Annotated in this window: 18 protein-coding genes; 13 read left to right on the top strand and 5 right to left on the bottom strand. The window is 35.2% G+C overall.

Translation table 11 applies throughout. The features are described from left to right. Positions 1-21 precede the first annotated feature (21 nt). Together C2I06_RS13030 and C2I06_RS13025 are read left to right on the top strand one after the other, a co-directional pair. Entirely contained in the window at positions 22-2,001 is a 1,980-nt protein-coding gene (locus C2I06_RS13030; RefSeq protein WP_164463691.1) for a beta-galactosidase, read from the top strand. 368 nt (positions 2,002-2,369) lie between these two features. Beyond that, a complete protein-coding gene (locus tag C2I06_RS13025) occupies positions 2,370-3,656 on the top strand; it encodes a Gfo/Idh/MocA family oxidoreductase (protein ID WP_123258172.1) in 1,287 nt (428 codons plus the stop codon). Positions 3,657-3,710: 54 nt separating this feature from the next. On the opposite strand, the gene C2I06_RS13020 is transcribed toward C2I06_RS13025, so the two are convergent. Continuing rightward, positions 3,711-4,691 (bottom strand): LacI family DNA-binding transcriptional regulator, encoded by a 981-nt coding sequence (locus tag C2I06_RS13020; protein WP_095330439.1) that lies wholly within the window; start codon positions 4,689-4,691, stop codon positions 3,711-3,713. A gap of 218 nt (positions 4,692-4,909) precedes the next feature. Here C2I06_RS13020 and C2I06_RS25040 point away from each other — a divergent pair, with 218 nt between their 5' ends. Next, positions 4,910-5,047, top strand: coding sequence for an RAxF-45 family protein (locus C2I06_RS25040; RefSeq protein ID WP_164463690.1), 138 nt, complete (start codon positions 4,910-4,912; stop codon positions 5,045-5,047). A gap of 287 nt (positions 5,048-5,334) precedes the next feature. Then, entirely contained in the window at positions 5,335-7,221 is a 1,887-nt protein-coding gene (gene abc-f / locus C2I06_RS13015; protein WP_123258171.1) for a ribosomal protection-like ABC-F family protein, read from the top strand. A gap of 52 nt (positions 7,222-7,273) precedes the next feature. Here abc-f and C2I06_RS13010 read toward each other — a convergent pair whose 3' ends face one another. Next, the gene (locus C2I06_RS13010; protein ID WP_095330441.1) at positions 7,274-7,975 is read right to left on the bottom strand and encodes a YoaK family protein; all 702 of its coding nucleotides are present in this window, start codon (positions 7,973-7,975) and stop codon (positions 7,274-7,276) included. A gap of 315 nt (positions 7,976-8,290) precedes the next feature. Between C2I06_RS13010 and C2I06_RS13005 the strand changes: the two genes are divergently transcribed. The 3 genes from C2I06_RS13005 to C2I06_RS12995 all read left to right on the top strand — a co-directional run bounded on the left by C2I06_RS13005 (position 8,291) and on the right by C2I06_RS12995 (position 11,938). Further along, positions 8,291-9,919 (top strand): Na/Pi cotransporter family protein, encoded by a 1,629-nt coding sequence (locus C2I06_RS13005; protein WP_171509906.1) that lies wholly within the window; start codon positions 8,291-8,293, stop codon positions 9,917-9,919. 289 nt (positions 9,920-10,208) lie between these two features. Further along, the gene (locus tag C2I06_RS13000; protein WP_095330442.1) at positions 10,209-10,790 is read left to right on the top strand and encodes a class D sortase; all 582 of its coding nucleotides are present in this window, start codon (positions 10,209-10,211) and stop codon (positions 10,788-10,790) included. A 245-nt stretch (positions 10,791-11,035) separates the two neighbouring features. Beyond that, entirely contained in the window at positions 11,036-11,938 is a 903-nt protein-coding gene (locus C2I06_RS12995; protein WP_095330443.1) for a glycine-rich domain-containing protein, read from the top strand. A 68-nt stretch (positions 11,939-12,006) separates the two neighbouring features. Here C2I06_RS12995 and hxlB read toward each other — a convergent pair whose 3' ends face one another. Both hxlB and hxlA read right to left on the bottom strand, forming a co-directional pair. Then, positions 12,007-12,564 carry a 6-phospho-3-hexuloisomerase gene (gene hxlB / locus C2I06_RS12990; RefSeq protein WP_123258170.1) on the bottom strand — a complete coding sequence of 186 codons (558 nt, stop codon included), beginning with the start codon at positions 12,562-12,564 and terminating at the stop codon, positions 12,007-12,009. A 4-nt stretch (positions 12,565-12,568) separates the two neighbouring features. Next, positions 12,569-13,201 (bottom strand): 3-hexulose-6-phosphate synthase, encoded by a 633-nt coding sequence (hxlA, locus tag C2I06_RS12985; RefSeq protein WP_123258169.1) that lies wholly within the window; start codon positions 13,199-13,201, stop codon positions 12,569-12,571. Between the two features lie 176 nt (positions 13,202-13,377). Between hxlA and hxlR the strand changes: the two genes are divergently transcribed. The 4 genes from hxlR (at position 13,378) to C2I06_RS12965 (ending at position 17,150) form a co-directional block, all read left to right on the top strand. After that, on the top strand, positions 13,378-13,752 hold the full coding sequence (hxlR, locus tag C2I06_RS12980) for a transcriptional activator HxlR (protein WP_095330446.1): 375 nt from the start codon (positions 13,378-13,380) through the stop codon (positions 13,750-13,752). A gap of 285 nt (positions 13,753-14,037) precedes the next feature. Further along, on the top strand, positions 14,038-15,063 hold the full coding sequence (locus C2I06_RS12975; protein ID WP_123258168.1) for a LacI family DNA-binding transcriptional regulator: 1,026 nt from the start codon (positions 14,038-14,040) through the stop codon (positions 15,061-15,063). A gap of 57 nt (positions 15,064-15,120) precedes the next feature. Continuing rightward, positions 15,121-16,785, top strand: coding sequence for a glycoside hydrolase family 13 protein (locus tag C2I06_RS12970; protein WP_123258167.1), 1,665 nt, complete (start codon positions 15,121-15,123; stop codon positions 16,783-16,785). 101 nt (positions 16,786-16,886) lie between these two features. Further along, positions 16,887-17,150 (top strand): hypothetical protein, encoded by a 264-nt coding sequence (locus C2I06_RS12965; protein WP_123258166.1) that lies wholly within the window; start codon positions 16,887-16,889, stop codon positions 17,148-17,150. Between the two features lie 35 nt (positions 17,151-17,185). Here C2I06_RS12965 and C2I06_RS12960 read toward each other — a convergent pair whose 3' ends face one another. Further along, positions 17,186-17,584 carry a hotdog fold thioesterase gene (locus C2I06_RS12960; RefSeq protein ID WP_171509903.1) on the bottom strand — a complete coding sequence of 133 codons (399 nt, stop codon included), beginning with the start codon at positions 17,582-17,584 and terminating at the stop codon, positions 17,186-17,188. 176 nt (positions 17,585-17,760) lie between these two features. Here C2I06_RS12960 and C2I06_RS12955 point away from each other — a divergent pair, with 176 nt between their 5' ends. Both C2I06_RS12955 and C2I06_RS12950 read left to right on the top strand, forming a co-directional pair. Continuing rightward, entirely contained in the window at positions 17,761-18,210 is a 450-nt protein-coding gene (locus C2I06_RS12955) for a MarR family winged helix-turn-helix transcriptional regulator (RefSeq protein ID WP_123258165.1), read from the top strand. A 26-nt stretch (positions 18,211-18,236) separates the two neighbouring features. Next, complete coding sequence (locus tag C2I06_RS12950) at positions 18,237-21,362, top strand: MMPL family transporter (protein WP_123258164.1); 3,126 nt, start codon at positions 18,237-18,239, stop codon at positions 21,360-21,362. Positions 21,363-21,562: the final 200 nt, after the last annotated feature.

The raw sequence follows: 21,562 nt of genomic DNA, 5'->3' as shown, positions 1-21,562 counted from the left end.
TATAAAGAGGAGGAAATAAATTTGCAAAAGCTATATCATGGTGCGGCTTTCTATCCTGAGCTATGGGATCAAAAAATTATAGAAGAAGACATCCAACTAATGAAAGAAGTAGGAATTAATGTGGTGCGTATAGGTGAATTTATTTGGTCCTTTATCGAGAAAGAAGAAGGAAATGTGAATGTATCTTTTTTGAAAGAAGTGATTAAGAAATTGAAAGATAATGGTATTGATACTATCCTCTGCACACCGACTGCAACACCACCAATTTGGATGTCCTATCAACATCCAGAACGTATGCATGTAGATAAAAATGGTACTATTATGAGCCATGGAGCAAGGCAGCACGTTTGTACAAATAATGGCTATTTTCGTGAAAAGGCAGCCATTATTACGGAGACACTGGCAAAGGAGTTAGGAGAGATGCCTGGTATCATTGCCTGGCAGTTAGATAACGAATTTAAATGTCATGTTGGAGAGTGCTTTTGTGATACTTGTAAATCTGAATGGCATCGTTGGCTAAAACAAAAGTATGAAACGATTGAAAATTTAAATGTAGCATGGGGCACACAAATATGGAGCCAATACTATCAAACATTTGAACAAATTCCACAGCCTAAACAAACACCTTTCTTGCATAACGCATCTTTATCAACAATGTATAAATTATTCACACATGAGAAAATAGCAGAGTTTGCAACAGAGCAAGCAGCTATTATTCGTCAACATTCAAATGCGCCTATTACACATAATGCAACAGTCTTTTTTGATCTGGATCAAGCATTGTTGTTTGAAACTCTAGATTTTGCCTCTTTTGATACATATGCGGTCCAGGAAAATGCTAGTTCCTTTATGATGCTGTGTGATTTGTATAGAAATATAAAGAAAGATAGACCATTTTGGCTGATGGAAACAAGTACTTCTTTTAGTGCCTCACTGGAAAGATATGCAAACCCACATTTAGATGGTTATTTGCAGGCAGAAGCAGCATATGCTTATGCTGCAGGAGCTGAAGGTTTTTGCTACTGGCTTTGGAGGCAACAGCGAAGCGGTTGTGAGATTTCTCATAGTTCTGTTATTAGTGCTTGGGGAAAACCAACAATTGGTTATAAAAATGTATTAGAAGTAGAACGAATTCGAAAAGAATTAGAACCGCTTCTGCTTCGGACGAAGCCAAAGCAAGCAGAGGTGGCGATTTGCTATTCGGACCGGGCTAAAGCCTATTTTCAAACAGAGCCATTTAATGGAGTTCAATATAAACAGATGTTAACGAGTTTTTATGAACGCTTCCTTTCTTTAGGGATTCAACGTGACTTGATTATGGAAAAAACAGACTTAGACGATTATAAACTATTGTTTACCCCATTTAATCCTTATCTTTCAACAGAGTATATAAAAAGAGCTGAAACATTTGTTGAAAAAGGAGGAATATGGATTGTCGGCCCCCTTACCGCAGGACGTACGAGTGAACATACTATCCATACGAATTGTGCACTTGGCGAGCTCGAAAAGGCAGCAGGTACGGAGGCTTTATTTACAAATCCATTAGATGGAACGAATACAATAGGGGAAGCGTTTGGAATCACGGCAGAGTTAGGCTTATGGAGCTCAATTTTTAATACTGATAAAGGAGGAAATATTGGCTTAATCAAAGAAGGACTTGGTGCTGGAAGGGCATTTATCAAAGAGACTAAAAGGGGCAAAGGGAAAATAGTCATGCTTGGCAGTTTGCCACTTGGCAAATCAGGAGAAGAAATGCTTGAGGCATTAATTCAACATTATGCAGAAACAGCAGCTATTAAAAGGGAAATAAAAGCCACTCCTGGAACGGTTCTTATCCCGAGAGTTGGAGGGAATGCCACCTACTGGTTTGCGATAAATATGGATGGAGGAACTGGTGAAATAACCGTACCAGAAAATAGTTGGGAATGGGAAAGTAAGAAAAAGTTAGAGGAGGGAACATATAAAATTCCGGCATATAGCTACAAAATAATAAAGTCCTAAATATGATGATTATAGCTCCTAATAACCAAGTAGTATTAGGAGCTAGCAATTTAACTATGTTGTATTTTTTTTTAAGGATATGACAAAAGGATACTTTTAGAAGATTGATATTTAGGGATAGTTCCTTTATAATCAAAATAACAACGTTGTTATTTTGGTTATTCTCTCTATTTTTTGATATCCTCAATTGTAGATGGTGCACATCAGATAGCTTCATTATTTATCTATAAAATGTAATCGTTTTCTTTGTGTGTGTTCCGTATATGCAAAGTTTCTGATGATTATTGATGTGGCTAAAAACAAAAAAGAGTTCATTTAGTTTATGTTAGGCAATAAGCAAAATGGTTAAACAATAAGGAGGAAAAATCATGAAGAAGAAAACATATGCATTAGTTGGTACAGGTGGACGGGCAGAATTTTTTTATGGAGCAATAGCGCGGGATTTTCGAGATACGGCCGATTTAGTAGGTTTTTGTGATTTAAATCAAACGAGAATGGCTTATGCCAACCATCTATTAGAATCAAAGTATAATTATAAAAAGGTACCAACATATACAGCAGATCAATTTGAACAAATGCTGAAAGACCAAACCCCAGATTACTGCATTGTTACAACAATGGATCGCACCCATCATACATATATTATAAAGGCGATGGAATTGGGATGTGACGTTATTACAGAAAAGCCATTGACGATTGATGAAGAAAAGGCACAGTCTATTTTAGATGCAGTGAAACGTACAAATAGAAAACTACGAGTAACTTTTAACTATCGCTATGCTCCCCATAATACCAAAATTAGAGAATTAATTGAAGATGGAGTAATTGGAGATGTGCATGCTGTACATTTTGAATGGCTACTGAATACAGAGCATGGAGCAGATTATTTTAGAAGATGGCATCGAGATAAACGGAATAGTGGCGGCTTGCTTGTTCATAAATCAACCCATCATTTTGATCTTGTTAATTTCTGGCTGCAGTCCTATCCAGATACTGTTTTAGCAATGGGGGACTTGATGTTTTATGGAAGAGAAAATGCGGAGAAACGTGGGGAAACTAAGTTTTATCAAAGAGCTTATGGCAGTAAATATGCAATATCGGATCATTTTGCCTTACACTTAGAAAAAAATGAACACTTAAAGGAAATGTATCTGAATGCCGAAAAAGAAGATGGGTATCAGCGAGATCAAAGTGTGTTTGGAGATGGCATTAGCACCGAAGACACATTAGGATTAATAGCTAAGTTTAAAAACAAAGCAATTCTTACGTACTCTTTACATGCTTATGCACCGTGGGAAGGGTTTAATGTTGCCTTTAATGGAACAAAAGGAAGAATTGAAATGAAAGTAATCGAAAAATCGTATGTTAATTCTGGTGGGAATAAAGAGGAGGAAGGGGCGCTATCCTCCATGAGTATAACTGTTCATCCAATGCTAGGAAAGCCTTATGAGGTAGAGATTAATGAGGGGGAAGGGGGGCATGGCGGTGGAGATCCTGTTTTACTTCGAGACATTTTTGGGGAACCAATCGAGGATCGGTTTCATCGTGCCGCCACCCATATTGACGGCGTGAAATCTATCTTAACAGGAATTGCCGGAAATATTTCTATAAAAACTGGCATGCCGGTAAAACTAGATTCATTGGTGAGATTTTAGATAAAGTGATAGTTTGTAAGAGGAAATTTCTAATTTCATAGAAGTCTCCTCTTTTTATCTAGGATAATTTGTGCAGGAATTTGTAATTTTTAATTCTGGTTCCATAAAAATTTTAGTTTCTACTTCTTCGTCATTAATCACTTTCATCAATATTTCAATCGTTTTTTTACTAATTTTGTCTAATGGAACTCCGACTGTCGATAAGGGCATATCAAAATGCTCTAGTGCTGGAAAGTTATCATAACTAATAATAGAAATATCATTTGGTATGGATAGTTTAGATTCAGAAATAGCTTGAAGAGCACCGCGCGCAAGATCATAACTTCCTGTAAGAATGGCAGTTGGCCGTTTAGGTAAAGTAAGTAATTGCTTAGCAGCCTCATAACCGTCATATTGATCAAAATTATTCACTCGTATTTTTTGAAAAGAAAAAGTCGGTAATTCTAACTCTAAAATCGCCTCTTCAAAACCCTTGACCTTTTCTTTTTGCAGTTCATCACTTTCTACATCTCCAATATAGCTAATATAATGATGACCAATCTTATGAAGATATTGTACCGCATGATAAGTTGCTTTTTGGCGATTTACATCAATAACAGGATAAGGCGTTTGCTTATTTGCTAGTCCATGCATAACAATAGGAACAGCTGAATGAGAAGAAACAATGGATTGACTAGTATCAAATGCTAGTATGGCATCTACTTGATAGCGGCTGAAGATTTTTAAAGCAGACTCTACTTCATTTATAGATATCAATGTTGTATAAGAAAGCTCCTCCAATTCCTTGTTAATAGTTGTAATAAGCTTTGAGAGAACGGTTTGTTCAATGGTAGGCCAAACAACACCAATAGTAAAAGATTTTTTGGAAACGAGGCTTCTTGCTGCAATATTGGGTTGGTAACCTAATTCCTTAGCAACTGCCATAATGAGATCCTTCGTAGGTTTTTTTACTAATGGACTATCGCGAAGTGCCTTTGAAACAGTGGAATAGCTTACTCCCGCGCTTTTAGCTATATCTTTAATGGTGACACTCATCTTCACCCCTCCGATTCATTCATAAATAAAAATAACAACGTTGTTTTCATATTATTATATCGACTGCTTTGCCTTTTAACAAGAAGGCATCTTCGATAGAAAGATACTTGATAAATTAGTGAATATTATTTTGATTCGAAGTTTACTGATTTTTCTTGTGAAGTATGTCTGATAAAGGTATAATAAATTTATCATACAAAGAAAAGAGGTGGGAAAGGATGTTAAGTTCAACCGTTTTAGTGCAAGGTTATATGATGGAAAGTCTCTATATTAACCGTGCGAAATTTGCGATTGTAGTTGTTAACGGGATAAGTGTGCCCTTTTTTAAACAACTAAATAGCAAATTAAAACGGTGAAAACATCTCTTACCCACATCTATATGGACGGTAAAAGGAGTGCATTTTCATGCGCTCCTTTTTGCATGGATTTTCGAAAATCAGAAGTCTTTAGAAAAGTACATGGAAATTTTTTATAGCCATAGATGTAGCAGGTTATATGGATAGAAAAGAGGATAGGTCTTTTCTATAGCAGATAAGTCATGGAGAAATTGTTTTCCATGGCTTTTTGTGTTGCTTTAAATGGACTGGAATCGTCCGTTTAGAGGTTGGGAAAAGAGATAATCATAACAAAGGAGAGCGGTAAAATGATTATTTGCAGCGTAAATAAGATAGCGAAAATGTATGGAGGAAACACGATATTTGAAGATATTTCTATAGAGATCAAGGATAAGGAAAAAGTAGGTCTTGTTGGCAGAAACGGAAGTGGCAAGACAACCTTGTTTAGGCTTCTAGCTGGGAAGGAAACACCAGATGCTGGGCAAATACATTGGAAAAAAGGCATGAAAATTGGGTATTTAGAACAAATACCAGAATTTAAACCAGAATGGATGGCAAAAGATGTTTTAAAGCAAGCATTTTCAAATCTAGTTATCATCGAAGAGAAGATGAAACAGATGGAGCAGGAAATGGCGAAGGACAACTCTCCAAGCCAATTACAGCTTTTAATCGAGGAGTATGGAAAACTGCAAGAATTTTTTACAAATGCTGGCGGGTATGAGATGGATGCCAAGATTGAAAAGATTGTAAACGGGTTAAATATTCAGCATTTAGTAAACAAAAAATATGGAGATTTAAGTGGAGGAGAACGAACTAAAATTGGTTTAGCCATGATTCTTCTGGAAGAACCAGATTTCCTTTTATTAGATGAGCCGACAAACCATTTAGATTTAATGGCAGTGGAGTGGCTAGGAAGGTTTCTTCAAGATTATAGTGGAACCATTTTACTTATTTCACATGATCGCTACTTTTTAGATGAAGTAATTCAAAAAGTTATCGATTTAGAGGATGGAGAAGTAACGACCTATCATACTAATTTCACTAATTTTACGAAGGAAAAGGAAGAAAGGCTTTTAAGAGAATTTCAAGCATACGAGGAACAGCAAAAGAAAATCAAGAAAATGAGGGAAGCGATTAAACGCTTGCGCGAATGGGCCAATCGTGCCAACCCGCCTAATGAAGGACTTCATAAGCGTGCGCGAAACATGGAACGGGCTTTAGAGAGGATGGAAAAATTAGCCCGTCCAATTATTAATAGAAAGAAAATGAATTTTGAAATGGAATCAAGTGATCGAAGTGGGAAGGACGTAATTCAACTTCGCAATGTTTCAAAAAGTTTTGGAGGGCAAATCTTATTTAAAGATGTACAGATAAAGATTAGCTACAAGGATAGGGCAGCTATTATTGGAGAGAATGGTACAGGGAAATCAACTTTATTAAAAATGATTCTTCAGCAAATCAAGGCAGATGAAGGAGAAATCAAGATTGGAAGTAATGTTAAAATCGGTTATCTTTCTCAGCATACCTTAACAGAAATGGAAGGAGAAACAGTTATCGAGGCTTTTCGAAATGCAGTATCTGTGACAGAAGGGGAGGCACGACATATTTTAGCGCAATTTCTCTTTTATGGATATTCTGTTTTTCGAAAGACTGCCAATTTAAGTGGCGGAGAAAGAATGAGGCTACGATTAGCCCAGCTGATGCATCAAGAAATTAATCTGCTTGTTTTAGATGAACCAACGAATCATTTAGATATTGATTCTCGTGAAGTATTGGAAGACGCTCTTGAGAATTTTGATGGTACTATACTGGCTGTTTCCCATGATCGCTATTTTTTAAATAAGCTTTTTCAGAAGATTTATTGGATTGAGTCACAAGAGATTCAATGCTATGAAGGAAATTATACGTATGCACGAGAAAAGTCACAGGAAAGGAAAAGGACACAAGTGCATATAGACGAAACAATAACATCGAAAAAAAAGATGCAGCCGATTAAGAAAAGCCAAAGAACCGAATCAGCCGTTAATCTAGTGGATTTGGCAAATGAACTAGAAGGATTGGAAAAGAAGATTTCAGAAGTAGAGAGAAGAATAGAAACAGAGACGGAATGGGAGAGCTTAGCACAATTTTTATCGGAAAAGGAAGGGCTGGAAAGAAGATGGGAGGAACTATATAGCCTTATGAATAGCAAATAAAAAGGAGAAAGGCTGCCGATAATCAGCCTTTCTCCTTTTTATTTCACATTAATTATTTTGCACAACGCTTACGAATATATCCTTTATCTTTATGATAGAGAACTAATGCAATAATTAAAATGATGGCAGATATCCAGATAGCTTTAGTGCCAAATTGAGAGGTTGTAAACGTTCCTAGTAACGCTCCGAAAATAAAAGAGCCGATTATAAGGGAAAACTCTTTAAATTGGGTTCTTGCCTCTTGACTTTGCTTGATAAAAGCAGCATAAGCCGCTTGCGTCGCAGTTCGTAAATTACCTGTAGTCATTGTAGAATTATAGGCCCATTTATCGAGTTTATTAAAAGTAGATATTTGTAAGGATGATACAAAGGAAATACTTGTTGTCACAATAATGTTTGGTACAGATGCCGGCAAGAAGCCGACGATAATTAAGACAATACATTCCAATATTAGAATCGACCGTCTATAGCTGTATAAGATCTCTCTTAAAGAAGGAATCTTCACAATTTCTGAGACTAGCACTCCTAAAACAAAAGCTATTAATGGGGGAATATAATGAAGGGATTCTCTCCATTCGCCAGTTGCTGCGTTCACTGCAAACAAAACAATATTCCCTGTTTGCGCATTGGCGAATACGCCGTCCCTGCTAATAAAAGTATACGCATCTAAAAAGCCGCCAACCATTCCCAATAAAGCGGCTAAGAATACGGAATTAGAAGATAAAGAGGGAATTGGTTTTAATTTATCAATCATGGTATTACGCTCCTTGCAAGATAATTCTTTCCTGAAATCTATAAGGAAAAACATTACTATCTTAACATAAAACATTTCAAGAGGAATTGGATAAAAACCGAATTTTTTATGGATTTATATATTAAACGCTTTCTCTGTGTTTTAAACAAAGTAAAAAATGTCAATTATTCTTTTAAAAATTAAATGTAAATTTTTCGTAAACGATATTAATTTCATGTAAATAATATTCAAGGATAGTGTAAATTCTTGTCGAGTGTTGTTATGATAACTTGGTATCTGTCTTAACAGTATAAGGATTTAGGGGGGGACAAACATTTGGAAATAAATTATCAAGAGATGATCTTCCAGTTTCTTGGAGGGTTAGGGGTATTTCTTTTTGGTATTAAATATATGGGAGATGGTTTGCAGAATGCTGCAGGTGATCGTCTTCAAGAAATTTTAGACCGGTTTACGACAAACCCGTTTATGGGAGTATTGGCTGGGATTTTTGTAACGGTCTTAATTCAGTCCAGCTCAGGAACAACAGCCATAACGGTAGGATTAGTAAGTGCTGGCTTCATGACCTTACGCCAAGCCATTGGGGTTATTATGGGGGCAAATATAGGTACGACGGTTACGGCTTTTATTATTGGAATTGATATTGGAGCATATGCCTTACCAATTATTGCAGCGGGTGCTGTTCTTTTATTCTTCTTTAAAAATACAAAAATTACTTCATTAGGACAAGTTGTATTTGGTTTTGGAGCATTGTTTTATGGATTAGAATTAATGAGTACAGGCATGAAGCCGTTACGTTCTTTAGAAGCATTTCATGAATTAACAGTAAATATGAGTAACAATCCAATTTTAGGAGTAGTAGTTGGAACAGTCTTAACATTAATTGTTCAAAGTTCTAGTGCCACTATTGGAATTTTACAAGAGTTATTTGCAACCGATGCTATATCGCTGAAAGCCTCTTTACCAGTATTATTTGGAGATAATATCGGAACAACAATTACAGCAATTCTTGCTGCCATTGGTGCTTCTGTAGCTGCAAAAAGAGCGGCGATGGTGCATGTACTCTTTAACATTATTGGGACAGTGATATTTGTAATAATTTTGGTGCCATTTACGCATTTTATTTCGTATTTACAGGGTGTTCTTGGATTAAATGAACCAATGACAATTGCCTTTGCGCATGGGATATTCAATGTATCCAATACAATTATTCAATTTCCTTTTATCTTTGCACTAGCTTGGCTTGTGACAAAGTTAATTCCTGGAGACGATGGAGCAATTATTACGAAGCCTCAGCACTTAAATACAACATTTATTGAGCATTCTCCTTCGATTGCTTTAGGACAAGCAAAGGAAGAGCTAGAGAGAATGAAGGAATTCTCGATAAAAGGTTTAGAAGAAACATTTAAATATTTGCAGACTGGAGAAAAGAAATATAAAGAAAAAGCACTGCAATACGAACAAGGGATAAATAATTTAGATAAAGAAATTACCAAATATTTAGTCGAACTTTCATCTAAAGCTCTTACACCTCATGAAAGTGAAGAATTTTCTATTTTAGTTGATTCTATTAGAGATATTGAAAGAATCGGGGATCATATGGAAAATATCGTAGAGCTTGTAGAGTATAAAATCAATAAAAAAGTAGAATTTTCAGCAGATGCAAAAGTAGAATTAGAAGAAATGTATGATTTTACAGTGGAAACGCTAAAAACTTCATATGAAAGCTTTTTTGCAAATGATAAGGAGCTTGCTAAAAAAGCTATTACGAATGAAGAAGAGATTGATAAAATGGAGAAAAGATATCGAAAAAAGCATATCAGTCGCTTGAATGAACGAAAATGTAGTGGGGATGCAGGAATTGTTTTTGTCGATATCATTAGCAATCTAGAAAGAGTAGGAGATCACGCTGCAAATATAGCAGAAGCGATAGCTGTTTCTAAATAAAGATAGTATTGGATCACATCGTTCATTTACATGTGGTCCTTTTTTTAATAGACATTAATAGATTACGAAATTCTCTATTTCAATTGATAAATTTACAATTGACTAATATAAATTTCACATGATTAAGTTATCTTTAGTATAAGTAATTACCATTTATACAATAGTAGAGAAGGAAAGCTATTGCCAGATACTGTAACAATAGCTTACAATTTAATCAAAGTAGCAATAGTATTGTTCGTAATAAGAAATAGTTGTTTTAATAAACTATAAAAGAAAGGCATAGGATGATATGAAGTGGACTAGATGGTTATCCCTCCTGCTTATATTAGGTGGAGTACTTTTTATTGGATATGGCGTTTGGAATATTATGGATACGAAAGCGCAAACTAAGAATTCTTTATCCGAAGCTAAGGCAGCCATTAACAAAGGGAATGAAAAGTGGGTGGATAAAGAAAGTAAACGTTTTGTCCCATCTATTGGAGATGCTGTTGGACTATTAAAGATCGACAAAATTGATGGGGAATTACCAATTGTAGAAGGAACAGATCCAGATGATTTGGAAAAAGGGGTTGGACATTATAAAGGCAGCTTCTATCCAGATGAAAATGGACAAATCGTCTTATCGGGCCATCGTGATACGGTCTTTAGGAGAGCAGGAGAATTAGAAATAGGCGACGAGCTTAAAATTGTTTTACCATATGGAGAATTCTCTTATCAAATCACTGCCACTAAAATAGTCGAGGCCGATGATCAATCAATTATTACACTAGATGATACACAAGAAGAACTTATCCTGACAACATGCTATCCATTTCGCTTTGTTGGCAATGCACCGCAGCGTTATATTATTTATGCTAAAAGAATAGAGTGATTATACCAATTCTTAATTCCCATAACAAGGGAATTAAGAATTTACACATATTATTTTATGCGTACACCACTTAGCCATTAGTGGTGTATTTTTTATAAGCTTCTAGTTAAATGTTTTAATATTAATAAAATATTAAAAAAATGTAAAGGCGGAACTTTACATAATAAAGTTCGTATTATTAATCTCTAATTTAATCTTTATAAATTAGATAATGCCGTTAATTGGAAGGGGAGAGATGAGATGGCATGGCATGGCTGCTTCTACTTACCGTTATTATGATTTGGATTATTCTATTTTTGCGCACAAGACTCACCTTTAAATTTGGCGCATCTCCTAAAGTATTAGAGATTCAGCCAATTAAAGGATTAAAAAAACTAAGTGATGACCTAGAACAATCTCTTACTAGAAGTTATATGGAAAATGTAGAAGAACGAGTAAGGAGAGAGAACAAGTTAAGAGAAAATGAGTATGAATGGCGCTTACTTGATTTAAAACGATATTTTGTTTTAACCTCTCTTTTAAAAGAATCTCCTATGTTTAGTGTGAAAGTTGATGAATTATGGCATCAGATGCTCATGTTTACCCGAGAATATAAGGATTTCTCCCATAAATACTTAGGCTCAACTCTCCATCACAGTCCTAATGTAAAAGGGAAATCTAATCCTGATTTACGAGGATTTTTTGATTGGGTTTATGCAGAACTTTTTCTTATAAGAAAAGAGAATATCTATTTATATAAGGGATTTTTTCGATATCCTGTTCATCCAACTATTATCGAAGACTTTAAAAACTTATCTGAAGACGAATTATTTAATCGATATTTTAAAACGGATACGAAATATCATACTACTATTTATGCGCTGATTACCGCTATGAAAAAATCGGTAAAGAAGGTTAGAGATTATCAAAAAAGTACCATCTATGACAAAATGAAAAAAAGTAAAAGGGAACAAAAATTCAATTCCATGCTTGTTCCTTATTTATCTGTATCTTATTTTCATTACGCAGAATTTTCCAGTTATATGAAAATGAGTAGTGATAGTTCAGCAAGCTGCACAAGCTGTGGAACTGGATCGGTATTCTGTTCATCAGACAGCTCTTGCTCCTCTGATAGCTCCTGTTCAAGCTGTGGTGGAGGTTCTGATTAGTAAAAGAAAAAGGATAGATTTAGCATATGAAGGATGCTTTATCTATCCTTTTCTTTTTTTAGAAAAATCTATTCTAAATTAGCATGCTTCCCATACATTTTACTGGAATCTAATTCTTTTATTTCCATGTATTTTAAAATTACACTATCCAAGACGATAAGGAGTAACTGTTCGAATAAGGAACCCATTGGCTGAATACTTTTCGCTTCATTATTTTCTCGATCTTTTGGTGAACCAGGCATTTTAATAACTTGATCAACCAGCTTCCCAATAGTAGAATCAGGAGAAATAGTTAGGGCTATAATATTTCCACCAATACTTTTTGCTTTTTCTACGATGGTTATAATACTTTTTGTTTCACCAGAACCGGTTCCTACAATGAGAAGATCACCCTTTTCATAAGTAGCAGTAACCGTTTCTCCAACAACGTAAGCATCAATTCCCATGTGCATCATTCGCATCGCAAATGATTTAAGCATAAACCCAGAACGGCCAGCTCCATAAACGAAAACTTTTTTTGATTGAAGAATACGTTCGACAAGCTTTTCTAAGTCCTCATTTGCAATAAGTGCTCCTGCCTCCGTTAATTCTTGAATGACTTGGTCAAGATAATCGCTTGTTTTCATTTACTTATCCTTGAGCAATTAGTTCTTTAAATTTAGATGCAGCTTCACTTAAGTTCTCTTGGCTAGTAATTCCTCCGCCAACTATAACTAAATCTGGTTGAGCAGCAATCACTTCTGGCAATGTTTCTAGTTTAATGCCACCTGCAACTGCAGTTTTAGCATTTTTGACAACACTCTTAATTGCTTTTAAATCTTCAAAAGAGTTTTTACCAACTGCTTGTAAGTCATATCCAGTATGAACACAAATGTAATCAACACCAAACTCATCAAGTTGTTGTGCGCGTGTTTTAATATCTTTAACAGCGATCATATCGACAAGAATTTCTTTGCCAAGCTTTTTCGCTTCAGCAACAGCACCTTTAATGGATTCGTCTTCAGCAACAGCTAAAATAGTGACAAGGTCAGCACCAGCATTAACCGCTTGGCTTACTTCATAACCAGCTGCATCCATAATTTTCAAGTCCGCTAATACAGACAAATTAGGAAAAGCTTCTTTTAATTGCTTAACAGCGTGAAGACCTTCATTTATTACTACAGGTGTACCAATCTCAACGATATCAACATATTGTTCAACCTGAGAAACAACCTCGATTGCTTGTGGTATATTAACTAAATCTAATGCTAATTGTAATTTCATTTTGATTAGCTCCTTTTCTTTTTTTCGTTTTATCTTGCACAAAGAAGACTGAAATATGTCTAATTTCTGTACAACCGTTATTATACGTTTTATAATCCATTTAAGTAAGTACGCACTTTTTTTTTATATAGTGTCTAAAAGTATACTAAGTATCATTTAAGGAAAGAGGAATGATGATGGAACGAATGGCAGGCAAAGAATTTAATTGTGAGAAAGAACTAACCTTAAGCATAATAGGCGGAAAATGGAAAATGCTAATCCTTTGGCATTTGGGTAAAGAAGGAACAAAGCGATTTGGTGAACTAAAAGCTTTAATTCCCGGAATTACACAGCGTATGCTTGTCAACCAATTGCGTGAGTTAGAAAATGACTATATAGTAAAACGAGTTGTCTATCCAGTTGTCCCTCCAAAAGTAGAATATTCCTTAACAGATGAAGGGAAATCGCTTATGCCCATTTTAGATGCTATGTATAGCTGGGGACGAAATTATATGGATACGGTACTTGAAAATCCTCCGATGATAAAGGAATTAGAATCGATAGACAAATAATGTTAGGATAATAAATTGACTGATTTTTTTCTAGAGAGTCAATAATGAATGAGAATATATGTGACAACATAGGCACAGAGAGTGATTCTCTGTGCCTATACTGTAAAAAAAGGGAATATAAATCCTGTCATCTAAATATTTTTTATTGATATAAAGCTCTTCCTATGGTATATTCTACATATGTTAGTGCAATCGTTTGCACAAAAGGTGAATGATAAAACAATTTTTTTAATATAAAATGATAGCGTTTACCATTGTAGTGCTGAAAATAACGGAGGGGAAAGTATGGCAGTAACCATTAAAGATGTTGGTAAATTAGCAAATGTTTCTCCATCCACTGTTTCAAGGGTACTGGCGAATCATCCGAAAATAAGTGATGAAACGAAGCGCAAAGTCCGGGAAGCAATGGAGGAATTAGGATATCATCCGAACCTTCAAGCAAGAAGCTTAGTAGTTAAGAGTACGAAAACAATCGGAATTGTCATGCCACACTCGACAGAGAGAGTGCTAGAAAATCCATTTTTTCCAGAAGTTTTAAGAGGTATCAGCTTGGAAGCAAGAAAAAGTCAGTTTGGCATTTATTTAACAACTGGGGCATCCGAAGAGGAAATATTGCAGGAAGTAATCGAGATGGTACAGGGAAAAAGGGTAGATGGCATTATTCTATTATATAGTAAAACGAATGACAAAATTATGGATTATCTTTTACTAAATAAATTTCCATTTACTGTTATTGGGAGACCCTATCAAAATGCTGAAAGAATTACATTTGTGGATAATGATAATGTGTTTATTACGAAACAAATTACCGAGTACTTAATTCAATTAGGTCACCAGAAAATTGCCTTTATTGGAGCCAATATGGAAATGGTTTTTACGATTGATCGTTTGAAAGGTTTTAAGCAAGCATTAAAGGAAAATGGAATTGCTTATCAAAAAGAATTAATTATTTATGATAAGGAATTAGTGGATCGAACAAAAGAGAAGCTTATGGAGATTTTGAATTTGGAGAGTCGACCGACAGCGTTTGTTGTCTCAGATGATTTTATTGCGATTGAATTAATTAGCTATGCAGAGGAACTTTCCATATCTATTCCAGAAGATTTATCCATTGTCGCATTTAATAATATTTCAACTGGTAAGTATATGAAGCCTTCCTTAACAAGTGTCGATATTAATATTTTTCAGCTTGGTGTTGAAGCAACCAAATGCTTACTAGATGATATTAAATATCCTAATGCTGTAACTAAGCGAATTACCGTACCTGCGAAAATGGTGGAAAGAAACTCTTGTTGTCGAGTAGCGGAATAAAACAACCTTTAATGTGGTAATAAAACAGAAATTAGATGTAGAAAGGGAGAAATTATAGTGACTCAAAAGTGGTGGAAAGAGGCAGTAGCTTATCAGATTTATCCTAGAAGTTTCATGGATTCAAATGGAGATGGAATAGGGGATTTAAAGGGAATTATAACTAAATTAGATTATTTAAAAGAACTTGGGATTGATTGTATTTGGATTTGTCCAATGTATAAATCGCCAAATGATGATAATGGCTATGATATTAGTGATTATCAAGATATTATGGATGAGTTTGGAACAATGGATGATTTTGACTTGCTTCTATATGAAGTACATCAACGTGGCATGAAGTTAATTATTGATTTAGTAATTAATCATACAAGTGATGAGCATGAATGGTTTGTAGAATCTCGGTCTTCCTTAAATAATCCGAAAAGAGACTGGTATATTTGGAGAGATGGAGTAGATGGGAAGGAGCCGAACAACTGGGAAAGTATATTTGGAGGCTCTGCTTGGAAACTGGATGAGGCAACTGGACAATATTTTATGCATATTTTTTCAACAAAACAGCCAGATTTAAATTGGGAAAATGAAGAAGTAAGAAAAGCTCTATACAATATGATTAATTGGTGGCTTGACAAAGGTATTGACGGTTTCCGAATTGACGCCATCAGTCATATTAAAAAAGAAGAAGGATTAAAAGATATGGATAATCCACTAGGCTTAGACTATGTCCCATCTTTTGATAAGCATATGAATGTAGAAGGAATTCAACCATTTTTAGAAGAGTTAAAGAATGAGACATTTGCTAAATATGATATTATGACGGTCGGAGAAGCCAATGGTGTAAAGGTGGAAGAAGCAGAGCTATGGGTTGGAGAAACAAAAGGGAAATTTAATATGGTTTTCCAATTTGAACATTTAGACTTATGGGATAACGAAAAAAATTATGGCGTCGATGTTATGGAATTGAAACAGGTTTTAAATAAATGGCAAAAGGGTTTAGAAAACAAGGGATGGAATGCTTTGTTTATTGAAAACCATGACAAAGCAAGATCTGTTTCTACATGGGGAAACGATAAGGAATATTGGAAAGAAAGCGCCAAGGCGTTAGGAATGATGTATTTCTTTATGCAAGGAACTCCATTCATTTATCAAGGGCAAGAAATAGGAATGACAAATGTTCAATTTCCTACGATAGAGGAATATGATGACGTGGCAACGAAAAACCTGTATAAATTGAAACGGGAAGAAGGATTTAGTCATAAGGAAGTAATGGAGATTATTTGGTCTACTAGCCGTGATAATTCCAGAACTCCAATGCAATGGTCAAGTGATGAATATGCTGGTTTTTCTGATCATACACCTTGGATGGGAATGAATCCAAACTATTTAGATATCAATGTGGAAAGTCAAAAGCAAGATCCAGATTCTATCTATCATTTTTATAAGAAGATGATAGAGTTGAAAAAATCAGGTCCAATTTTAACATATGGAACTTTTGATTTAGTGGATGAAGAGAATAAACAGGTTTTTGCTTATACTCGGACCCTAGATGATAAGAAGATGGTGATCATTTCTAATTTATCAGCAGAAGAGGCAGTGTTTGAAAATCGTGTCGTCGAATTGGAGCATGAAAATCTACTGTTAGCAAATTACCCAGTTGAAGAACATGAGCCAACTACTTCTATTTCATTGAAACCGTATGAAGCAAGATTGTATACTTGTAAATAAGATATAGATAAGAGAAAAGTGCACGTAAAAATCAATTTGCTGATTTTTACGTGCACTTTTTGTGTTGATTGGAAAAATAAGCGCTGAATGGGGGGAGAAAATTGAAGAAATCAGCCAAAGAGAGGGAGGAATCAGCCAAAGAGCCGAAATATCAGCCAAAAGGAAGAGAGAATCAGCCAAAGAGCCGAAATATCAGCCAAAAGGAGGGAGGAATCAGCCAAACTCCTGAAATATCAGCCAAAAGGAAGAGAGAATCAGCCAAACTCCTGAAATATCAGCCAAAGGGAGTGGGGAATCAGCCAAACTCCCGAAATATCAGCCAAAGGCAAGGAGAAATCAGCCAACCGCCCACAAATATCAACTAAAATGAAATTTCACCTCCCAATTCCTTAAAAACAACCTATTTCTCTAAAGAAATTACTGCCAGCGTACACCGTGAGATGCATATTAATTCCTTTTTATCATTCGCTAATTTAATTTCGTAAACCATACTGGATTTTCCTTGATGAATAACTGTAGCAGTTGCGGTTACAAGACCTTCTTTTACCGAGCGAATATGGTTTGCGTTTATTTCTTGGCCAAACACCGCTTGTTTTTTGGGATCAATTAGACTAGCTGCCCCAATGCTTGCAGCAGTTTCTGCTAAAGCTACGGAAGCTCCGCCGTGTAGATAGCCGAAAGGTTGTTTTGTTCGTTCATCTACTGGCATCGTCGCAATGCATACCCCATTTTTTACTTCAACAATATTGATTCCTAGACTTTCCATAAGTGTATTTTTCATTGAGATATTTGTAAACATATTCTTATTCTCCATTAATTTTTTACTTATTATAGCATAATCAATTAATGGAGGAAGTATTGCATTCTTAGTGCTATTGTTATTTCTTTTTTGGCATGAAAATTTTGTATTGACATAAAAATAAAAATAAAGTTAAAATGTTTAATAGTTAAACCCTTTAACTAAATAGATGTGGGGTGAATATTATTAATCGAGCAGAGATAAATCAGATTATTGATCGATATGTAAGTATAAATTTTTCTGTTAATCGTAAATTTGATCAGTTAATTAGACAAGAAATAGGAGATGTTCTAACAACAGAACAGCATTTTACAATGCGCCATATCAACAATGTGGAAGTATGTACATCTACAGAGCTTGCGATTGTATTTGGGGTGAAAAAAAGTGCCATTACTCCGATCATTAACCGCTTAGTTGAAAAGGGATGGGTTGAGAGAACAAGAGATGAAAAGGATAGGCGTGTGATTTATTTAACTTTAACTCCAGCAGGAAAAGTGATATTTGGCGAGATGGAGAAAAAAATTCAAAGTGTGATTGTGTCTGTTATTTCACAATTTGATCAAGCTGAAATTCAAAACTTTATAGACACGTATGCCAAGCTAGATAGATTAATTGAAGAGAAATAAAGAATAGAAGCTGGAGGGGAATAAAGTTGAATGCTATTTTAAAAGGAAAATGGTTTATCCTAGGAGCGTGGATTATCGCTATAGTCGGCTTATTTATAATAGCTCCAAATATGGGAGATTTAGTGAAGGAAAAAGGGCAGATTACCATTCCTGATGAGTATTCTTCTTCTGAAGCTGGAAAAATTCTTGATGAGATTCAGAATCAGAAAAATGCAGGAGAACAGTCAACAGTGGCATTAGTTTTTCATAATGATAAGAAGTTGACGGAAAAAGATATTGCGGAAGCGAAAAAAGCAGTGGATGCATTAGAAGCCAATAAGAAAAAGTTAGGAATTACAGATATACTTTCCTCGTTTGAAAAGGAGGAATTAAAGGACCAATTGGTTTCAGATGATGGAAAAACCATCCTCACATCATTGACTATTAGTTGGAATGATAGAGAAGCGGAAGAGGTTAGCGACGCATTATATAAAACAATTGAAAAATATGATGTGGATCACTATTATACCAGCAACTGGATGATTGATCAGGATTTAGTAAATAGTTCTCAAGAGGGATTAAAGAAGACAGAAGGAATCACGGTTGTCTTCATTCTGGCTGTATTGTTAATTGTTTTTAGATCGGTAGTTGCGCCATTTATTCCTTTAATTACAGTAGGACTTACATACTTAGCGTCCCAATCTATTGTATCTATTCTAGTAGATAAATTTAATTTCCCACTTTCTACGTATACTCAAATTTTCTTGGTTGCTGTTCTCTTTGGAATAGGGACGGATTATTGTATTCTACTATTAAGTAGGTTTAAAGAGGAAATGATGCGTCGGGAAAGTATTTGGGAATCGATAGTAGAAACATACAAAAATGCAGGAAGAACGGTCTTTTTTAGCGGTGTTGCAGTAATGATTGGTTTTGCCGCGATAGGATTTTCTAAATTTGTGCTTTACCAATCTGCCTCAGCCGTAGCAGTAGGGGTAGCTATTTTACTCATCGCCTTATTTACGGTTGTACCAATTTTTATGCTGTTATTAGGGAAGAAATTATTTTGGCCATCTAAAGGGTCGGCAGAGCATGGAGATAGCAAAATTTGGGAAATAGCAGGTAATTTCTCTATAAAAAGACCGCTGCTATCTTTATTGGTTGTAGCATGTATTTGTGTTCCATTCCTTGTTACTTATGATGGTGATATTTCTTTTAATTCTTTAGAAGAAATTGGGGATGATTATTCTTCGATAAAAGCATTTAATGCAATTGCGGACAGCTTTGGACCAGGAGAGTCCATGACAACAACGGTTATTTTAAAAAATGATGACGAATTAGATACAATAGAGTATTTATCTTTAGCAGATACGATTACAAATGAATTAGCTAAAGTAGATTTAGTCGATAAAGTTCGGTCTGTAACGAGACCAATGGGAGACTCCATTGAAGATCTTTATATTTCTAATCAAGCGAAATCCTTGGAAGAAGGTTTGGGCCAAGGAAAAGAAGGAATTGATCAAATAAGTAAGGGGCTTCACAGTGCCGGAGATGAACTGCAAAAGTCAGGACCACAGTTGAATGATGCAGCAGATGGGATTAATGGGCTCATTAAAGGCACAAATGATGTGAAATCTGGTTTGGGAGAAATTCAAACTAATTTAGAAAAAATTGAACAAGGCATTCGCCAAGGGTCTGCTGGTTCTGATCAAATAAAGTCAGGATTACAACAGGCAAAAACAGGGGCAGAAGCACTGTTGAATGAGCATAATAAATTACAAGCTGGATATAAAGAGGCAGAGAAGGGTCTATCCGCTATTCTAGGGGAATATCAAAAAATCAGTTCAGGTTTAGAGCAATTAGCACAAGGCCTAAATAAAGTCCCAAAAGAATCATTTGGTTCCTTAGAAGGAACTTATGCTGGAATAGCTGATAACCCAGCATATAAAGGAATTAAAGCAGGATTTTTAGGAGCACAACAACAATTACCCGTAATTAGTGCTGGTATCGATCAATTAAATTCAGAGTTAGCTAAATTACAAACAGGCATAAGTAAAGCGAATGCAGGCTATACAGAAATATTAAAAAATCAAGCAAATATTTCAACTGGACTGCAGCAATTACTAGATGGCATTGACCAACAGCAAAAGGGATTAGACCAATTAGCAGATGGTCAAGGGCAGATCGTGAACAATATGCCTAAATTAACGAATGGATTAAGTAGTATTAATGATGGGCAAAAGCAATTACTAGATGGCTTTAATAATATAGGTGGTCAGATTGGCCAATTAACGGATGGATTATCACAAAGTGCTGAAGGATTAGATCAAGTATCAGATGGCTTAGGTTCTGCTACGGATTATTTATCTGGATTATCTAAAAACGAAACAAACAGTTTCTACATTCCAGATGAAGTATTAGCGAGTGATGAATTTAAAGGGGCTTTAGATACGTACCTATCCCCAAATCGCAAAATCATGACATTTGATGTTGTATTCTCCGACAATCCATATTCAAATGAAGCAATTGATCAAATTGATAGGATAAAAGATAGGGTTGATCAAGTAACAAAGGGAACTAAGCTTGAAAATGCGGAAGTTGCTGTTTCTGGTATTACTAGTACCAACGCAGATCTTCGCACAATGTCCAATGCCGATTACACAAATACTGTTATTTGGATGATGATTGGGATTTCGATTGTTTTAATCTTTTTATTCCGGTCTATCATTATGCCAGCTTATATTATTGGATCGTTAATTTTAACATTCTATACAACACTTGGAATAAATGAGGCAATCTACGTGAATCTGCTTGGTTATTCTGGGATCAGTTGGGCAGTACCATTCTTTGGATTTGTTATTTTAGTAGCTTTAGGTGTGGATTATAGTATTTTCCTTATGGATCGATTTAATGAATATAAGAATTTAACGATAAAAGATGCGATGTTAGAAGCAATGAAGAAGATGGGAACAGTCATCATTTCTGCGGCTATCATCTTAGGGGGAACATTTGCAGCGATGATGCCATCAGGAATGTTATCTTTATTACAGATAGCGAGCATTGTATTAGTTGGATTATTCCTATATGCATTTATCATCTTGCCATTGCTTATACCTGTTCTTGTAAAGAATTTTGGAGAAGCAAACTGGTGGCCATTTAAACGAGTAAAGGATTAATAAGCAAGAGGAAGGCATTTAGGGGGATAACCTTAAAGCCTTTCTTTTCATATGGACTGTGATTTTGTCGCAATTGGAAATTGGATAAAGCAGAATGGATTAAATGGAAATTTTTCTTTAGATAATGGAATTGAAATTAATCTGTGAAAAAACAAACATTTTTTCTTGTTATTTTTCATTTTTGGATTAATAATAAAGGA

The sequence above is a fragment of the Niallia circulans genome (genome assembly GCF_003726095.1).
GTDB classification, from domain to species: domain Bacteria; phylum Bacillota; class Bacilli; order Bacillales; family Cytobacillaceae; genus Niallia; species Niallia circulans_A.
This window is presented reverse-complemented; position numbering and strand designations above follow the sequence as displayed.